The sequence below is a fragment of the Kluyvera georgiana genome (assembly GCF_050990895.1).
Taxonomy (GTDB): domain Bacteria; phylum Pseudomonadota; class Gammaproteobacteria; order Enterobacterales; family Enterobacteriaceae; genus Kluyvera; species Kluyvera georgiana.
Genome location: NZ_CP158865.1, coordinates 4,099,843 through 4,116,469, shown reverse-complemented (window position 1 = coordinate 4,116,469; position 16,627 = coordinate 4,099,843). Strand labels below are relative to the sequence as shown.

Genomic DNA, 16,627 nt, shown 5'->3' with positions numbered 1-16,627 from the left:
CTGTTATTCATTGAGCGCGGCTGCCGTACCGATTAAAAGCCGAATATGGATAATTGGTTTCTTTAGATATCAGTGAGAGCGTGCAGAAATGGCTGAAATGCAAAACGATCCCCTGCTGCCTGGTTATTCCTTTAACGCCCACCTGGTGGCGGGGCTAACGCCGATTGAAGCCGGTGGCTACCTGGACTTTTTTATCGACCGGCCGCTGGGGATGAAGGGATTCATTCTGAATCTGACGGTGCGCGGAGAAGGGGTGATTGAAAATCAGGGTAAGCAGTTTGTCTGCCGCCAGGGCGATATGCTGCTGTTCCCGCCGGGCGAAATTCACCACTATGGCCGCCACCCAGACGCCAGCGAGTGGTATCACCAGTGGGTCTATTTCCGTCCGCGCGCCTACTGGCACGAGTGGTTAAACTGGCCCGCCATCGTGGCACAGACCGGTTTTTATCGCCCGGATGAAGCGCACCAGAGCGAAATCTCCGAGCTGTTCGGCAAAATTATCGAGGCCGGGCAGGGTGTAGGGCGCTATTCCGAACTGCTGGCGATCAACCTGCTTGAGCAACTTCTGCTGCGGCGGATGGAGGCGATCAACGAATCGCTGCATCCGCCGATGGATAACCGCGTGCGCGATGCCTGCCAGTACATCAGCGATCACCTTGCCGATAGCCAGTTTGATATTGCCAGCGTGGCGCAGCACGTCTGCCTGTCGCCATCAAGGCTGTCGCATCTTTTCCGGCAGCAGTTGGGCGTTAGCGTGCTGAGCTGGCGAGAAGATCAGCGCATTAGCCAGGCCAAGCTGCTGCTGAGCACAACGCGCATGCCGATTGCCAGCGTTGGACGCAATGTCGGCTTTGAAGACCAGCTTTATTTCTCCCGGGTATTTAAAAAATGTACCGGCGCCAGCCCCAGCGAATTCCGCGCTGGCTGTGAATAAAAAGTAAAGAAAAGGAAATGCTGTGTGTCGGCTTTTGTCTTTGCCAGTAAACTATTTAGACAATTGATGGCTTGACGATGCAGAGGGGGCTCTGGAGAATCCCTGCTTCGTTTTCAAACCGGACACACTATGCAAGCATTGCTGGAACACTTTATTACGCAGTCCACAACTTACTCGCTGATAGCGGTAGCGCTGGTGGCGTTTCTGGAATCACTGGCGTTAGTGGGGCTGATTCTGCCGGGCACCGTGATGATGGCCGGCCTGGGCGCGCTTATCGGCAGCGGCGAGGTGAACTTCTGGCAGGCGTGGCTGGCGGGGATTGCGGGCTGCCTGTTGGGCGATTGGATCTCCTTCTGGCTGGGCTGGCGCTTTAAGAAGCCGCTACACCGCTGGTCGTTTATGAAGAAGAACAAAGCGCTGCTCGATAAAACCGAATATGCGCTACATCAGCACAGCATGTTTACCATTCTGGTCGGCCGCTTCATTGGGCCCACACGGCCGGTGGTGCCCATGGTCGCGGGCATGCTCGATCTGCCGATTGCCCGGTTTATTCCCCCGAATATCATTGGCTGTCTGCTGTGGCCGCCGCTCTATTTCCTGCCGGGGATCCTCGCCGGGGCGGCGATTGATATTCCTGCCGATGAAAATAGCGCCAGCTTTAAGTGGCTGTTGCTGGCGGCGGCGCTGCTGCTGTGGCTGGGCGCATGGCTGTGCTGGCGGCTGTGGCGCAGCGCGAAAGAGAATCATGACCGTCTCAGCAACGTGCTGACGCGTCAGCGTTTACTGATTCTGGCACCGCTGATTCTGGGTGTTGGCGTGATGGCGCTGGTCAGCGTGATTCGTCACCCGCTGATGCCGGTGTATATCGAGATTTTGCGTAAGGTGGTGGGGCTGTAACCTGCCGGATGGCGGCTACGCCTTATCCGGCCTACGCGCGTACCCATTTGTATGCCGGATAAGGCGCAGCCGCCATCCGGCAATCCCTCACTCAGCGATACCTAACAGTGCCGAAGCGCTGGTCTTACCGCTCAGCAGCGCTTCGGTCTTACCATCCCAGGCGATACGCCCTTCCGCCACTACCATTGCCCGCGCCGCGATTCGCGCCGCGTCTTCAATGCTGTGCGACACCATCAGCAACGTCAGGCTCTGGCGCTCACACACGTCATCGACTAATTGCAGCATCTCCTGACGCAGAGCAGGGTCGAGCGCGGAAAAGGGTTCGTCCAGCAGCAGAATGGGCTGCTGGCGCACCAGGCAGCGGGCCAGCGCGGCGCGCTGACGCTGGCCGCCGGAGAGTTCGCCGGGGAGCCGCTCCAGCATTGATTCAATTCCCATCTGCCCGGCAATAACCTGTAACCGACGCTGCTGGTCGGCGGTGAGCTTCAGCCGCGGGCTCATCCCCAGGCTGATATTCTGGCGCACCGTCAGGTGGCTGAAGAGATTATTTTCCTGAAACAGCATCGACACCGGGCGCTGGGACGGCGGCGTATGCGTATGGACGCGGCCTTCCAGCATGATGGTGCCGCTGGCGGGCGTCAGAAATCCAGCGATCAGATTGAGCAGCGTCGATTTCCCCGCGCCGCTTGGGCCGAGCACCGCGATTTTCTCGCCCTGCGCAATCGTGGCGCTAAAGCGCATCGGCAGGTGCTGATACAGCCAGGTCACATCATTCAGTTTTAGCATGGCGTCCGGGTAACTTTTCAATCACGGTAAAGAGCAGGAAGCAGAGCAGCAGCAGAATCAGCGCGGTCACCGCCCCATCCTGGCTGCGGTAGGCGCCAATCTGCTGGTAGAGATAAAACGGCAGCGTGCGGAAATTCTCGTTGCCGAACAGCGCCACCACGCCGAAATCACCGATCGACAACACGCAGGCAAACGCCAGCGCCTGGGCCAGCGGTCTTTTGAGCGCGCGTAATTCAATCACCCGCAGGCGATTAAACCCGCCAAGCCCAAGCGACTCGCACAGAATGCTGTAGCGTGCGGTGATATCGCGCATCGGTGTTTCCAGTACTTTCAGCGCGTAGGGTACCGCCATCAGCGCGTTGGTGAAAATCACAATACCGTCGGCGGAGTCGGGCAGGCCGATGGTATTGTTAAGCAGCAGGAAGAAGCCGGTAGCCAGCACGATCCCCGGCATGGCGAGGATCAGCATCCCGCTGAGTTCCATGGCCTGCCCGGCGAGCGGCTGATTACGCGCCCGCAGCTCGCGGCTGCTCCACAGCAGCATCATGGTCAGCGCCACGCAAAGCAGACCGGCGGCGAGGGCGATACGCAGCGACGTGCCCAGCGCCTGCCATAAAATCGGCTGGCTAAAGACGGAAAGCATCGACGGGTGAATGCCATCCACCACTACCGCCAGCAGCGGCGGCAGCATTAACAGCAGGGTCAGGAAGATAAGTACCCCGTCGGCGATACGGCTGTGCCAGCGATCTTCAGGGTCACGCCAGCCTTGAATTTGGCTATTGCCCACCGCAATGGCCCGGCTCATACGCTGGCTAAGCAGCACCAGCGCCAGGCAGCAGGTCATCTGAATCAGCGCCAGCATGGCCGCGCGCGCCGGATCGTAGTCAAAATTCAGCGCCTGGTAAATTGCCAGCTCAATCGTGGTGGCAGAAGGCCCGCCGCCCAGCGACAGCACGGTGGCGAAGCTGGCAAAGCAGAGCATAAAAATCAGCGTGGCGATGGGCAGAATCTGTCGCCGCATCCAGGGCCATTCCACGTAGCGGAAGAACGGATAGCCGCGCATCCCGAGCTGTGCCGCGAGCTGGCGCTGCTCGCCGGGAATTTGCTCCAGCGCCTGCAGCAGCAGGCGGGTGGCCATCGGCATGTTGAAAAAGACGTGCGCCAGCAGAATGCCCTGCAGGCCGTAGGGGGAAAAATTCCACTGCCAGCCGAGCCAGGCGTACATCTGCGCCAGCCATCCCTGACGACCGTAGACGGTGAGAATGCCGAATACGGCGACCAGTACCGGCAGAATGAGAGTCATCGCGCACAGGCGCAGCAGTAGCTGGCGACCGGGGAAACGGCGTCGGTACATCGCGCGGGCCAGGAAAATGGCGGGTAGCACCGACAGCAGCGCGGAGAGAAACGCCTGCCAGAAGGAGAAGCGCACCACGTGCCACAGGTAGCTATCGCCGAGCAGCGTTGACCACGACGTTTCGGGGGCGTTGAGCCACAGCGCCAGAAAAGCCGCCAGAGCGACGGCCACCATTAGTGCGGTGGCCGTGAGCCCTGGGTAGAGCCAACCCGGAATTAGCGGCTGGCGGCGCGGAGCCATGTATTAATCCAGTTCTGACGTTCGCTGGCGACCTGCTGCGGCGTGAACTCAAGCGAGGTCTGCGGTTTCACCAGGCTGTTAAAGCCTTCCGGCAGCGCAACCTGAGTGACCGGATACATCCAGTTGCCGGTCGGGATGGCGTTCTGGAACGCCGGAGAGACCATAAATTGCAGGAATTTGTCCGCCAGTTTTTGCTGCTTGCTGGCCGCGGTTTTTGCCGCCACTTCGACTTGCAGATAGTGGCCTTCGGCAAACGGCGCCGCGGCGTAGTTGTCTTTTTTCTCTTCAATGATGTGGTAGGCCGGCGAGGTGGTATAGCTTAGCACCAGGTCGCCTTCCCCTTTCAGGAACAGGCCGTAGGCTTCGCTCCAGCCTTTGGTGACGGTGACGGTCTTCGCTGCCAGTTTCTGCCAGGCTTCCGGCGCTTTATCGCCGTACACTTTCTGCATCCACAGCAGCAGACCTAAGCCCGGTGTGCTGGTGCGAGGATCCTGGTAGATGACGCGCCATTTCTGGTCGCTCTCAACCAGCTCTTTCAGGCTCTTCGGCGGGTTTTTCAGCTTGTTTTTATCGTAGACGAAAGCGAAGTAGCCGTAGTCGAACGGCACGAAGGTGTCGTTGCTCCAGCCGCCCGGCACGCTGACGGCGCTGGCCGGAACGTTGCTTTTAGCAAACAGTTTAGTGTCGGTTGCGGCCTGCAAGAGGTTGTTATCCAGCCCCAGCACCACGTCCGCTTTGCTATTTTTTCCTTCCATGCGCAGACGGTTGAGCAGCGAGACGCCGTCTTCCAGCGCCACGAATTTCAGCTCGCAGTCGCAGTCGGCTTCAAACGCTTTTTTCACCGCCGGGCCAGGGCCCCAGTCGGCAGCAAAGGAGTCGTAGGTATAGACCGTCAGCACGGGTTTCGCGAACGCGGGCGCGGCAACCAGCACCAGCAGGGGGAGTAATTTCTTGAGCACTTTGCACCTCAGTAAATGGGTGGCAAAGGATTTTGAGTTAGCCTCAAATCCCTTCGCCGGGATTATCCGGATCAGGTTCGACGGGTCTCTCTCAGCCGCGCATAACGCACAGCACCCCGTTGAGAACGGCACATTGTAATGATTACGTGAATAAATCAAAAGCCCTACGGTTCCGGCGGCGCAAACCAGGCGGATTTAAAGTCAAACCAGCCCAGCGTATTCATCCGTACGCCGCGCATACTGCGCTGCCCCTGGAGCATCAGCCAGTGGTGAATCAGCGGCACCACCGATTGATTCGCGAGCAACTGCTGGCACCAGTCGGCCTGCGGCAGGTTGCCCGCGCGCCAGCGCCGCGCGTCCTGCTCCCAGTCAATGGGGATACAATGGCGAATCATCGGCACTTCATACAGATAGGCAAACAGTGAGAAATCGAGCGGCAGCGTGAAATTGGCGCTGTTGAGCCAGATATCGCTGACCACCTCGCCGCGATGCCATTCGTCATAGTCCACTTCCTGAATGTTGAGCTTGACCTGATGCTCCGCCAGCAGCGTTTCCATAATCTGGCCGATGGTCCGGTGCTCGGCGTGATCCCGATAGTAGGTGAGGGTGATAGACTCCAGCCCGGCCGGTTTGTCGCAGGCGCGGCTGCGCGCATGGTGCCAGCGCGGCAGCAGGCCGTAGGCGGGAAACCAGTGGCTCTGATGCTGCTCGCCCGCGCGGTAGAGCAGATTGTTGGGATGAAACAGATGGCTCAGCCACTGGCGTACCGTTGGATTGCGGCCCAATGTGCTACGCGCATCGAACAGCAGGTAATAGCAGCCTTCTTCCAGCCGACTTTCGACGGCTTTTTCACTTTCGGTAGAGCCTTCGAGCGTCAGGCCGCCGTTTGGCGCTTCGCTGATTTCTGGTAGCACCCACACGTTAACCTCGTCGATCAGCGCCCGGAAACCGAAATAGTCTTCAAAGGCAAGGATCTTCAGCTGGTTAAGGTTGTTGCGCGCGACGGAGTAAGGCCCTGTACCCACCGGCATACGCGAGAAATTGGGCAGCGTTTGCCATTCACGCGGCAGGATCATCGCCGATACCTGGCTCAGTAGCCACGGCAGCCAGCGGTCAGGCTCGGCCAGATGCACGTCCAGCACCCAGGCGGTGGGAGAGTGGATCTGCGCGATGTTGGAGAACAGCGGCAGCGTCATGCTGCGCTCCAGTGAGGCAATAACGTCTTCCATCTCCAGTTCGCGCCCATGATGGAAGTGGATGCCGGGACGCAAATAAAAACGCCAGTGTAAGGGGGAAATTTCCTGCCAATGGTGAGCAATATCGGCTTCCAGTTCCCCATTTGCCTCATTTACCCGCGTTAAGGCGTTGAAAATCTGCCGGGCGATGTGGGTTTCCGAGCGGCGAAGCGCGGTGCCGGGCAGCAGATTGTGCATCGGGCGATAGTAAAGCACCCGCAGAATGTGGCGACCCTGACGGAAGCTGCGCCCCAGATGCGACACCAGCATCTGGCGTACCGCCGCTTTATCGCCGACCAGCTGTACCAGCTGATCGATGCGATCTTGCTCCAGCAGATCCTCAGCGCGTTGCTGCTGCAGCGCCAGCCCGGTATAGAGGAACGTGAGTCTGGAACGCTTGCCGCGCCCGGCCTCCGCCTCCCAGGTTAGCCAGCCGCGTGCCTCCATGGTGTTGAGTAATGTCCGCATATGGCGGCGTGAACAGCTCAGCAGTGCCGCCAGATCGTTAAGCGTCGTCTCCTGCGATTTTCCCTCGCAGCACTGCCATAAACGGATGAACTGCTGCTGTAAGCGACCTGAAGGCATAAAAGGGGAACTCCTGATAAAAACTCAGCAATTTATTAATCCCTATATTAGGCCAATAATGGATTTCGATGAAGCGAAGGAGAAACGAGGAGGTCACCATGTATCAGTTCTACCGGCGTTATTTCTCTGCGACCAAAAACGTTTCCTGGCTGGCCCGTCAGGCAACGGCACAGCGGCTTGAAGTGCTGAACTATCTGATGCAGTGGGAAGTTACGAACCCGACCTCTGAGTATTAATTCGCCTAATCATGTGTGACTGAGTATTTGCCAGCAGGTATTATCTGCTGGCTTTTTTTTATTCTTTCGCGTGCTTAAAGGATTTCACATGCTCTGGTTAATGACGATGGGACGACGTCTCAACGGTGTGTACGCCGCTTTTATGCTGGTGGCATTTATGATGGGCGTAGCGGGAGCGCTACAGGCGCCGACGCTGAGCCTGTTTCTCAGCCGTGAAGTGGGCGTCCAGCCGTTCTGGGTCGGCCTGTTTTACACCGTTAACGCGATCGCCGGGATTGCGGTCAGCCTGGCGCTGGCCAGGCGATCCGACAGCCGGGGCGACCGACGCAAGCTGATTATGTTTTGCTGCCTGATGGCGGTAGGTAACGCTCTGCTTTTTGCCTTCAACCGCCACTACCTGACGCTGATTACCTGCGGCGTGATGCTGGCGTCCATTGCCAACGCCGCGATGCCGCAGCTGTTTGCGCTGGCCCGTGAGTACGCCGACAGCTCGGCGCGCGAGGTGGTGATGTTCAGCTCGGTGATGCGTGCCCAGCTGTCGCTGGCGTGGGTGATTGGCCCGCCGCTGGCGTTTATGCTGGCGCTGAACTACGGCTTTACCACCATGTTCGCCATCGCGGCGGGGATCTTTATCCTGAGCCTGACGCTGATCGCGCTCACGCTACCCTCGGTGGCGCGAGTCGAGCAACCTGCTGATGTGGTGCAGAATCAGATTAGCGGCTGGAAAGACAGTAACGTACGCATGCTGTTTATCGCTTCTACGCTGATGTGGACCTGTAACACCATGTATATCATTGATATGCCGCTGTGGATCAGTAGCGATCTCGGCCTGCCGGATAGCCTCGCGGGGATCCTGATGGGCACTGCCGCCGGTCTGGAGATTCCGGCGATGATCGTTGCAGGCTACTACGTGAAGCACTTCGGTAAGCGTCGGATGATGGTCACTGCGGTAGCCGCTGGGGTGCTGTTCTACGTTGGGCTTATCTTCTTCCACAGCCATACCGCGCTGCTGATATTACAGCTGTTTAACGCTGTGTTTATCGGCATTGTCGCCGGGATTGGCATGCTGTGGTTCCAGGACCTGATGCCGGGTCGCGCCGGGGCGGCGACCACGCTGTTCACCAACAGCATCTCGACCGGGGTGATCCTCGCGGGGATTGTACAGGGGGCGCTGGCGCAGAGCTTTGGCCACTTCTCGGTGTACTGGGTGATTGCGGGGATTTCGGTGGTAACACTGGCGATGACCGCGCGGGTGAAGGACGTGTAACACGCGCTGAGGCTTTTCTTACGTCACGCGCTTGGCTGGGCTACGTGCCTGGCCAGCGCTGCTCCTTTCTTTCCATCTTGCACGTAAATGTATACCTGATCACATAACGATCATTTTCCTCTTCCTGGATCTTCTTTTTTCTACTGTTACGCGTATACAGTTACGCGTAACAGTTATCAAAAAAGGAGTTTTTAATGAAAAACCTGTTCGACCTGAGCGGTAAACGCGCGCTGATTACCGGCTCCGCGCAGGGTATTGGCAACCTGCTGGCCAGCGGTCTGGCGGCACACGGTGCAGAGATTGTGATTAACGACATCACCCAGCAGCGCGCGCAGGCGGCGGCGGAGAACCTGGTGGCCGAAGGCTATCGCGCGGTTGGCTATGGTTTTGACGTGACCAATGGGGAAGAGGTGGCGCACGCTATCGCGAAAATTGAAAGGGAAGTGGGAGCTATTGATATTTTAATTAACAACGCCGGTATCCAGCGTCGTTATCCTTTCACTGAATTCCCGGAAGCGGAGTGGGACAAAGTGATTGATGTAAACCAGAAATCGGTCTTTCTGGTTTCGCAGCAGGTTTCCCGCTACATGGTGCAACGCCGCCGCGGGAAGATTATCAATATCTGCTCGATGCAGAGCGAGTTAGGCCGCAAGACCATTACCCCGTACGCGGCGTCAAAAGGCGCGGTCAAAATGTTAACTCGTGGGATGTGCGTGGAATTGGCGGAATACAATATTCAGGTCAACGGTATTGCTCCCGGCTATTTCGCCACTGACATGACCACCGCGCTGGTGAACGATGAGGCATTCTCCGCCTGGCTGTTCCAGCGCACGCCCGCCGCACGCTGGGGTCATCCGGAAGAGCTGATCGGCGCGGCGGTCTATCTTGCTGCACCGGCCTCTGATTTTGTTAATGGGCATCTTCTGTTTGTGGACGGCGGCATGCTGGCTGCGGTCTGATAAATAATGGGCCGCTACTCGCGGCCTGAGAGATAAAACAATAATCCAAGGAGTGAGTATGAATATGCTCGCAAAACTGCCGGCGCGTCGCTGGTGGTATTTAATGCCGATTATTTTTATTACCTACAGCTTAGCTTATCTCGACCGCGCCAATTACGGCTTTGCCGCTGCCGCCGGTATTGAACATGATTTAGGAATTACTCAGGGAACCGCATCGTTAATTGGCGCGCTGTTCTTCCTGGGCTACTTCTTCTTCCAGGTACCGGGCGCGATGTATGCCGTTAAGCATAGCGTGCGCAAAATGATCTTTTGCAGCCTGATCCTTTGGGGGCTCTGCGCCGCGGCGACCGGCTTTGTGAGCAATATCCCTACGCTGATGGCGATCCGTTTTATTCTTGGGATCGTCGAGGCGGCGGTAATGCCTGCGATGCTGATTTATATCAGCAACTGGTTTACCAAAACCGAACGTTCGCGCGCCAATACCTTTTTGATTCTCGGTAACCCGGTGACGGTGCTGTGGATGTCGATTGTCTCCGGCTACCTGATTGAAGCCTGGGGCTGGCGCGAAATGTTTATTTTCGAAGGCATTCCGGCGGTGATTTGGGCGTTTTGCTGGGTGATTCTGGTGCGCGATAAGCCAGCGGATGCGGGTTGGTTAAGCGCGCAGGAGAAGGAGGCGTTACAACAGGCGATGGATCGTGAGCAGCGTGATATCAAGCCGATGCGTAACTACGGAGAAGCAATGCGCTCGCGCAGCGTCATTATGCTTTGCGCGGTACACGCGCTGTGGAGCATTGGGGTGTATGGCTTCATGATGTGGATGCCGTCAATTCTCAAAAATGCGGCGCAGATGGATATCGTGGCGGTGGGCTGGCTGGCGGCGGTGCCGTACCTGGCGGCGATCTGCCTGATGCTCACCGTCTCCTGGTTGTCCGATAAGTTCCAGAACCGTAAGCTGTTTATCTGGCCGCTGCTGTTGATTGCCGCCATCGCGTTCTTCGCCTCGTGGATGCTGGGCAACCAATCTTTCTGGCTCTCCTACGCGCTGCTGGTCGTGGCCGCCGCCTGTATGTATGCGCCTTATGGGCCGTTCTTTGCGCTGATCCCTGAACTGTTGCCGCGCAACGTCTCCGGCGTATCGATGGGGATGATCAACAGCTTTGGTGCGTTAGGGGCCTTCCTCGGCGCGTGGCTGGTGGGCTACCTCAACGGCGTGACCGGCGGGCCGGGCGTCTCCTACACCTTTATGGCGATCGCCCTGCTGGCGTCGGTGGTGCTGATGTACTGCGTTCGCGCGCAAAATGAAGCCACCTCGCCGTCGGCTGAGATGGCCACGCGTTAAGGTTGAGGGAGGAGTGCAGTCGCTAACCGGCTGTGATAAGGTTCTCTGCGAGCATAATGGGCTGTTGGTCGTAGAGAACCTCATGAAAAACAATCGGATGACATTACAGGATATTGCCGCGCTGGCCGGGCTGAATAAGATGACGGTCAGCCGTTATCTGCGTGACCCGAATCAGGTGTCGCAGCGCAGCCGCGAATTGATTTCGAAAGTCATGGAAGAGAACAACTACATTCCCAACCGCGCCCCGGAAATTCTGCTCAACGCCCGCAGCAAAACCATTGGCGTGCTAATCCCTTCGTTCCGTAATCAGATCTTTGCCGACGTGTTGGCGGGGATTGAATCCGTCACCTCGGCCTGCCAGTACCAGACGCTGATCGCTAACTACGAATACGACGCCGAGCGCGAGGAGCGTGAGGTGCTGAACCTGCTCTCCTACAATATCGACGGCCTGATCCTCACGGGAAAACTGCATACCGAACGGATGGTACAGTACGTGCGCGCCAGCGGCGTTCCGGTGGCGGAGCTGATGGATATTAGCGGCCAGTATCTGGATATTCAGGTTGGCTTTGATAACGAAAAAGCGGCGTACGAAATGACGCAGGCCTTTATCGACAGCGGCAAGCGCAGCATTGCGTTCTTTGGTTCGATGGATGACCCTCGCGATCTCAGCCGTTTTCGCGGCACCGAGAAAGCGCTGGCGGCACAGGGGCTGGAAGCGTACCACCTGGCGCCAAAAACGATTTCGTCGGTGACGCTGGGCCGCAAGATGTTCCAGCAGGCGATGGCGGAAAAACCAGATATTGACGCGATTTTCTGTACCAACGATGACCTTGCCGTCGGCGTGCTGCTGGAGTGTCAGGCGCAGCAGTTCGACGTGCCGGGAAAAATGGCGATTGCCGGTTTCCACGGTCTGGAAATTGGCCGCGCGCGGCTGCAAAAAATTGCCAGCGTGATTACGCCGCGCTTTGAGATTGGTAAAACGGCAGCGGATATTCTGATTAAGCGCTTGAACGGGAAAGATGCGCCGGGCAGCGTCAACCTCGGTTACCAGATCTATTACGGCGATACGCTGTAGGCGGGAAGAAGAGGCTGGCCACCGTGCGGTGACCAGCGGGAGAGATTACTGCATAAACGCCGGTTGCTTGTTCTCGTAGGCCGAGATGGCGTCTTCGTGCTGCAAGGTCAGGCCAATGCTGTCCAGCCCGTTGAGCATGCAGTGGCGGCGGAAGTCGTCGATTTTAAAGCTGTACGACTTATCGCCCGCTTTCACCACCTGCGCTTCCAGATCCACTTCAAATTTAATGCCCGGGTTCGCCTGTACCAGCTTGAACAGCTCATCGACCTGCGCGTCACTTAACGTCACCGGCAGCAGCTGGTTGTTGAAGCTGTTGCCGTAGAAGATGTCGGCGAAGCTCGGCGCTATCACCACTTTAAAACCGTAGTCGGTCAGCGCCCACGGCGCGTGCTCACGGGATGAGCCGCAGCCGAAGTTTTCGCGCGCCAGCAGAATCGACGCCCCTTTGTATTCCGGGAAGTTCAGCACGAACTCGGGGTTCGGCTGCTCGCCTTTGTCGTCGAGGAAGCGCCAGTCGTTAAACAGGTGCGCGCCAAAGCCGGTGCGGGTCACTTTCTGCAAAAACTGCTTCGGGATGATGGCATCGGTATCGACGTTCGCGGCATCCAGCGGCACCACCAGTCCCGTATGTTGGGTAAATTTCTCTGCCATGATGGTTTCCTTATTTCATGCTACGAATGTCGGCGAAATGGCCGGTTACCGCGGCCGCTGCCGCCATCGCCGGGCTCACCAGGTGCGTACGACCACCGCGGCCCTGACGGCCTTCAAAGTTACGGTTGCTGGTGGAGGCGCAGCGCTCGCCAGGATTCAGGCGGTCATTATTCATCGCCAGGCACATCGAGCAGCCCGGCAGACGCCATTCAAAACCAGCTTCGATAAAGATCTTATCCAGACCTTCCGCTTCCGCCTGCGCTTTCACCGGGCCGGAGCCTGGCACTACCAGCGCCTGCACGCCAGGCGCCACTTTACGGCCTTTGGCGATTTCCGCCGCCGCGCGCAGATCTTCAATGCGTGAGTTGGTGCAGGATCCGATAAAGACTTTATCGATCGCCACATCGGTCAGCGGGATCCCCGGCTTCAGGCCCATGTAAGCCAATGCTTTTTCGGCGCTGGCGCGCTCGACCGGATCGTTGAACGAGGCCGGATCCGGAATGTTGTCATTTACGGAGATAACCTGGCCTGGGTTAGTCCCCCAGGTGACCTGCGGCGCAATCTCTTCCGCTTGCAGGGTGACGACGCTGTCGAAAGTGGCGCCTTCATCCGTTTGCAGGGTTTTCCAGTAGGCGACCGCGTCGTCAAAATCTTTGCCTTTCGGTGCGTGCAGACGGCCCTCGACATAGTTGAAGGTAGTCTGATCCGGTGCGACCAGGCCCGCTTTCGCACCCAGTTCAATCGCCATGTTGCACAGGGTCATGCGGCCTTCCATGGTCAGGTCGCGAATCGCCTCACCGCAGAATTCCACCACGTGACCGGTACCGCCAGCGCTACCGGTTTTACCGATAATCGCCAGCACGATGTCTTTAGCGGTGATGCCCGGCGCGGCTTTGCCTTTCACTTCAATCTTCATGGTTTTGGCGCGACCCTGTTTCAGGGTCTGCGTGGCCAGTACGTGCTCCACTTCCGAGGTGCCGATACCGAACGCCAGCGCGCCAAATGCGCCGTGGGTGGCGGTGTGGGAGTCGCCGCAGACGATAGTCATCCCCGGCAGAGTAACGCCCTGTTCTGGCCCCATGACGTGCACGATACCCTGATATGGGTGATTCAGGTCATACAGTTCGACGCCGAACTCGTTGCAGTTCTTAATCAGCTCCTGCATCTGGATACGCGCCATCTCGCCGGAGGCGTTGATGTCTTTGGTCTGCGTGGAGACGTTGTGATCCATGGTGGCGAAAGTTTTACCCGGCTGACGCACCGGGCGGTTGTGTGCGCGCAGGCCGTCAAACGCCTGCGGCGAGGTCACTTCGTGTACCAGATGGCGGTCGATATACAGCAGCGGCGTTTCGTTAGGCGCTTCATAGACCACATGGGCATCAAACAACTTCTCGTATAAGGTCTTCGCCATGGTTACACCCCTTCGGCAACATAGCGGGCAATGATATCGCCCATTTCATCGGTGCTGACTGCCGCGCCGCCGCGGGCTAAATCACGGGTACGTACGCCTTCTTCCAGCGCGCGGTTGATGGCGCTTTCAATGGCGGTGGCCGCATCGTTGGCGTCCAGGCTATAGCGCAGCAGCAGCGCCAGCGACAGGATCTGCGCCACCGGGTTGGCGATGTTCTTGCCGGCGATATCCGGCGCAGAGCCGCCCGCGGGTTCATACAGGCCAAAGCCTTCTTCGTTCAGGCTGGCGGACGGCAGCATGCCCATGGAGCCGGTGATCATCGCGCACTCGTCGGAGAGGATGTCGCCGAACAGGTTAGAACACAGCACGACGTCAAACTGTGACGGGTCTTTAATCAGCTGCATGGTGGCGTTGTCGATGTACATGTGCGCCAGCTCAACGTCCGCGTACTCTTTAGCGATTTCACTGACGATTTCACGCCACAGAATAGAAGACTGCAGCACGTTCGATTTATCAATTGAGGTCACTTTGTGACGACGTTTACGCGCGGACTCAAACGCGATACGGGCGATACGCTCGATTTCAAAACGGTGATATACCTCGGTATCAAACGCCTTCTCGTGCTGACCGCTGCCTTCACGGCCTTTCGGTTGACCGAAGTAGATACCGCCGGTCAGTTCGCGCACGCACAGGATATCGAAGCCGTTAGCGGCGATGTCGGCGCGCAGCGGGCAGAACTCTTCCAGACCCTGGTACAGCTTCGCCGGACGCAGGTTGCTGAACAGCTTGAAGTGTTTACGCAGCGGCAGCAGCGCACCGCGCTCCGGCTGCTGGTTCGGCGGCAGGTTTTCCCATTTTGGGCCGCCCACGGAACCAAACAGAATAGCGTCGGCCTGGTCGCAGCCGTCGACGGTTGCCTGCGGCAGTGGTTCGCCGTGGCGATCGATGGCGATACCACCCACGTCGTAGTGGCTGGTGGTAATGCGCATGTCAAAACGTTGACGCACGGCTTCCAGGACTTTCAATGCCTGTGCCATGACTTCCGGGCCAATTCCGTCACCTGGTAACACAGCAATATGATAATTCTTCGACATCACACGGTTTCCTTGTTGTTTTCTTTATTCTTGATCTTGCGTTGCAATTCTTTTTCGACTTCGGCGGCGCGCCAGATATTGTTCAGCACGTGCACCATCGCTTTGGCGGAGGATTCGACGATATCCGTCGCCAGGCCAACGCCGTGGAAGCGGCGACCGTTATAGTTAACGACGATATCGACCTGACCCAGCGCGTCTTTGCCCTGGCCTTTGGCGTTCAGGTCATATTTCACCAGCTCGACGTCGTAGCCGGTGATACGGTTAATCGCCTGGTAAATCGCATCGACCGGGCCGTTACCGTTAGCGGCTTCTGCCTTGGTTTCTTCACCACAGGCCAGCTTCACGGACGCAGTAGCGATATCGCTGGAGCCGGACTGCACGCTGAAGTAATCCAGGCGGAAATGCTCTGGCTCTTCCTGCTGCTTGTTGATGAACGCCAGCGCTTCCAGATCGTAATCGAAGACCTGGCCTTTTTTGTCCGCCAGCTTCAGGAACGCGTCGTACAGGTGGTCCATGTTGTAGTCGGTATCTTTGTAGCCCATCTCTTCCATACGGTGCTTCACGGCAGCGCGGCCAGAGCGGGAGGTCAGGTTCAGCTGTACCTGGTTCAGACCGATGGATTCCGGGGTCATGATTTCGTAGTTTTCGCGGTTCTTCAGCACGCCGTCCTGGTGGATGCCGGAAGAGTGGGCGAAGGCGCCGGTACCGACGATGGCTTTGTTGGCCGGAATCGGCATGTTGCAGATCTGGCTGACGGTCTGGCTGGTGCGCCAGATTTCGTTATGGTTAATCGCGGTGTGCACTTTCATAATGTCTTTGCGCACTTTAATCGCCATGATGACCTCTTCCAGCGAGCAGTTACCCGCGCGCTCACCGATGCCGTTCATCGCGCCTTCAACCTGACGAGCACCCGCGTGGACTGCGGCCAGCGAGTTACCCACCGCCATGCCCAGATCGTCGTGGGTGTGTACGGAGATAATCGCTTTATCGATGTTTGGTACGCGTTCGTACAGACCGGTAATGATGTTGGAGAATTCAAATGGCAGGGTATAGCCGACGGTATCTGGAATGTTGATGGTGGTGGCTCCGGCGTTAATGGCGGCTTCAACCACGCGAGCCAGCTGATCAATTGGAGTACGGCCAGCATCTTCGCAGGAGAACTCAACGTCGTCGGTATAGTTGCGCGCCCGTTTCACCATATAGACCGCACGTTCAATCACTTCATCCAGCGTGCTGCGCAGCTTGGTGGCGATATGCATCGGCGAGGTGGCAATAAAAGTATGAATACGGAACGCTTCAGCCACTTTTAATGACTCGGCGGCAACGTCAATATCCGCCTCTACGCAGCGAGCCAGCGCACAGACGCGGCTGTTTTTAATGTTGCGCGCGATGGTTTGTACGGATTCAAAATCGCCCGGAGAAGAGACCGGAAACCCGACTTCCATCACGTCAACGCCCATACGCTCGAGGGCAAAAGCAATCTGCAGTTTCTCTTTCACACTCAGGCTTGCCTGCAATGCCTGTTCACCATCACGTAAGGTCGTATCAAAAATAATGACTTGCTGGCTCATGGTTTAGGTCCTTGGTTAACTTGGGGCGCCT

15 protein-coding genes and 1 riboswitch are annotated in these 16,627 nt (G+C 57.7%); of the genes, 7 read left to right on the top strand and 8 right to left on the bottom strand.

Annotation, left to right across the window (positions count from 1 at the left end; genetic code table 11):
- Positions 1 to 88 precede the first annotated feature (88 nt).
- Both araC and ABTW00_RS19570 read left to right on the top strand, forming a co-directional pair.
- Complete coding sequence (gene araC / locus ABTW00_RS19575) at positions 89 to 934, top strand: arabinose operon transcriptional regulator AraC (RefSeq protein WP_064547381.1); 846 nt, start codon at positions 89 to 91, stop codon at positions 932 to 934.
- A gap of 129 nt (positions 935 to 1,063) precedes the next feature.
- Positions 1,064 to 1,831 (top strand): DedA family protein, encoded by a 768-nt coding sequence (locus ABTW00_RS19570; protein ID WP_065356498.1) that lies wholly within the window; start codon positions 1,064 to 1,066, stop codon positions 1,829 to 1,831.
- Positions 1,832 to 1,918: 87 nt separating this feature from the next.
- On the opposite strand, the gene thiQ is transcribed toward ABTW00_RS19570, so the two are convergent.
- The 4 genes from thiQ to sgrR form a co-directional block, all read right to left on the bottom strand.
- Positions 1,919 to 2,617 (bottom strand): thiamine ABC transporter ATP-binding protein ThiQ, encoded by a 699-nt coding sequence (gene thiQ / locus ABTW00_RS19565; RefSeq protein ID WP_064547385.1) that lies wholly within the window; start codon positions 2,615 to 2,617, stop codon positions 1,919 to 1,921.
- Positions 2,601 to 4,211, bottom strand: coding sequence for a thiamine/thiamine pyrophosphate ABC transporter permease ThiP (gene thiP / locus ABTW00_RS19560; protein ID WP_433637021.1), 1,611 nt, complete (start codon positions 4,209 to 4,211; stop codon positions 2,601 to 2,603). Before thiP ends, thiQ begins: the two co-directional genes overlap by 17 nt.
- Positions 4,187 to 5,170 (bottom strand): thiamine ABC transporter substrate binding subunit, encoded by a 984-nt coding sequence (thiB, locus tag ABTW00_RS19555; protein ID WP_433637019.1) that lies wholly within the window; start codon positions 5,168 to 5,170, stop codon positions 4,187 to 4,189. Before thiB ends, thiP begins: the two co-directional genes overlap by 25 nt.
- Positions 5,171 to 5,200: 30 nt before the next feature.
- Positions 5,201 to 5,299: riboswitch (TPP riboswitch) on the bottom strand.
- Between the two features lie 35 nt (positions 5,300 to 5,334).
- Complete coding sequence (gene sgrR / locus ABTW00_RS19550; protein ID WP_064547389.1) at positions 5,335 to 6,990, bottom strand: HTH-type transcriptional regulator SgrR; 1,656 nt, start codon at positions 6,988 to 6,990, stop codon at positions 5,335 to 5,337.
- Between the two features lie 98 nt (positions 6,991 to 7,088).
- On the opposite strand from sgrR, the gene sgrT reads away from it, so the two are divergent.
- The 5 genes from sgrT to idnR all read left to right on the top strand — a co-directional run bounded on the left by sgrT (position 7,089) and on the right by idnR (position 11,869).
- Positions 7,089 to 7,226 (top strand): glucose uptake inhibitor SgrT, encoded by a 138-nt coding sequence (gene sgrT / locus ABTW00_RS19545; protein WP_115074862.1) that lies wholly within the window; start codon positions 7,089 to 7,091, stop codon positions 7,224 to 7,226.
- An 88-nt stretch (positions 7,227 to 7,314) separates the two neighbouring features.
- Entirely contained in the window at positions 7,315 to 8,493 is a 1,179-nt protein-coding gene (locus ABTW00_RS19540) for a sugar efflux transporter (RefSeq protein ID WP_433637016.1), read from the top strand.
- A 194-nt stretch (positions 8,494 to 8,687) separates the two neighbouring features.
- Positions 8,688 to 9,452, top strand: coding sequence for a gluconate 5-dehydrogenase (gene idnO, locus ABTW00_RS19535; protein ID WP_433637014.1), 765 nt, complete (start codon positions 8,688 to 8,690; stop codon positions 9,450 to 9,452).
- Positions 9,453 to 9,510: 58 nt separating this feature from the next.
- Complete coding sequence (locus tag ABTW00_RS19530; protein ID WP_064547405.1) at positions 9,511 to 10,794, top strand: MFS transporter; 1,284 nt, start codon at positions 9,511 to 9,513, stop codon at positions 10,792 to 10,794.
- Between the two features lie 82 nt (positions 10,795 to 10,876).
- A complete protein-coding gene (gene idnR, locus ABTW00_RS19525) occupies positions 10,877 to 11,869 on the top strand; it encodes a DNA-binding transcriptional regulator IdnR (RefSeq protein ID WP_065356575.1) in 993 nt (330 codons plus the stop codon).
- A 45-nt stretch (positions 11,870 to 11,914) separates the two neighbouring features.
- Here the strand turns inward: idnR and leuD are convergent, their stop codons facing one another.
- Genes leuD through leuA form a run of 4 tightly spaced genes read right to left on the bottom strand, consistent with a single transcriptional unit; the run spans position 11,915 to position 16,596 of the window.
- Positions 11,915 to 12,520, bottom strand: a complete 606-nt coding sequence (gene leuD, locus ABTW00_RS19520; protein ID WP_064547407.1) for a 3-isopropylmalate dehydratase small subunit — start codon at positions 12,518 to 12,520, stop codon at positions 11,915 to 11,917.
- 10 nt (positions 12,521 to 12,530) lie between these two features.
- Positions 12,531 to 13,931 carry a 3-isopropylmalate dehydratase large subunit gene (leuC, locus tag ABTW00_RS19515; RefSeq protein WP_163448263.1) on the bottom strand — a complete coding sequence of 467 codons (1,401 nt, stop codon included), beginning with the start codon at positions 13,929 to 13,931 and terminating at the stop codon, positions 12,531 to 12,533.
- Between the two features lie 2 nt (positions 13,932 to 13,933).
- Complete coding sequence (gene leuB / locus ABTW00_RS19510) at positions 13,934 to 15,025, bottom strand: 3-isopropylmalate dehydrogenase (protein WP_064547410.1); 1,092 nt, start codon at positions 15,023 to 15,025, stop codon at positions 13,934 to 13,936.
- Entirely contained in the window at positions 15,025 to 16,596 is a 1,572-nt protein-coding gene (gene leuA, locus ABTW00_RS19505; protein WP_064547412.1) for a 2-isopropylmalate synthase, read from the bottom strand. Before leuA ends, leuB begins: the two co-directional genes overlap by 1 nt.
- Positions 16,597 to 16,627: the final 31 nt, after the last annotated feature.

Coding starts and splice junctions, on each gene's coding strand:
- leuC (WP_163448263.1), bottom strand. CDS start 13,931: ATGGCGAAGACCTTATACGAGAAGTTGTTTGATGCCCATGTGGTCTAT.
- idnR (WP_065356575.1), top strand. CDS start 10,877: ATGAAAAACAATCGGATGACATTACAGGATATTGCCGCGCTGGCCGGG.
- idnO (WP_433637014.1), top strand. CDS start 8,688: ATGAAAAACCTGTTCGACCTGAGCGGTAAACGCGCGCTGATTACCGGC.
- ABTW00_RS19530 (WP_064547405.1), top strand. CDS start 9,511: ATGAATATGCTCGCAAAACTGCCGGCGCGTCGCTGGTGGTATTTAATG.
- leuB (WP_064547410.1), bottom strand. CDS start 15,025: ATGTCGAAGAATTATCATATTGCTGTGTTACCAGGTGACGGAATTGGC.
- thiQ (WP_064547385.1), bottom strand. CDS start 2,617: ATGCTAAAACTGAATGATGTGACCTGGCTGTATCAGCACCTGCCGATG.
- ABTW00_RS19540 (WP_433637016.1), top strand. CDS start 7,315: ATGCTCTGGTTAATGACGATGGGACGACGTCTCAACGGTGTGTACGCC.
- leuD (WP_064547407.1), bottom strand. CDS start 12,520: ATGGCAGAGAAATTTACCCAACATACGGGACTGGTGGTGCCGCTGGAT.
- araC (WP_064547381.1), top strand. CDS start 89: ATGGCTGAAATGCAAAACGATCCCCTGCTGCCTGGTTATTCCTTTAAC.
- leuA (WP_064547412.1), bottom strand. CDS start 16,596: ATGAGCCAGCAAGTCATTATTTTTGATACGACCTTACGTGATGGTGAA.
- sgrR (WP_064547389.1), bottom strand. CDS start 6,990: ATGCCTTCAGGTCGCTTACAGCAGCAGTTCATCCGTTTATGGCAGTGC.
- ABTW00_RS19570 (WP_065356498.1), top strand. CDS start 1,064: ATGCAAGCATTGCTGGAACACTTTATTACGCAGTCCACAACTTACTCG.
- thiP (WP_433637021.1), bottom strand. CDS start 4,211: ATGGCTCCGCGCCGCCAGCCGCTAATTCCGGGTTGGCTCTACCCAGGG.
- sgrT (WP_115074862.1), top strand. CDS start 7,089: ATGTATCAGTTCTACCGGCGTTATTTCTCTGCGACCAAAAACGTTTCC.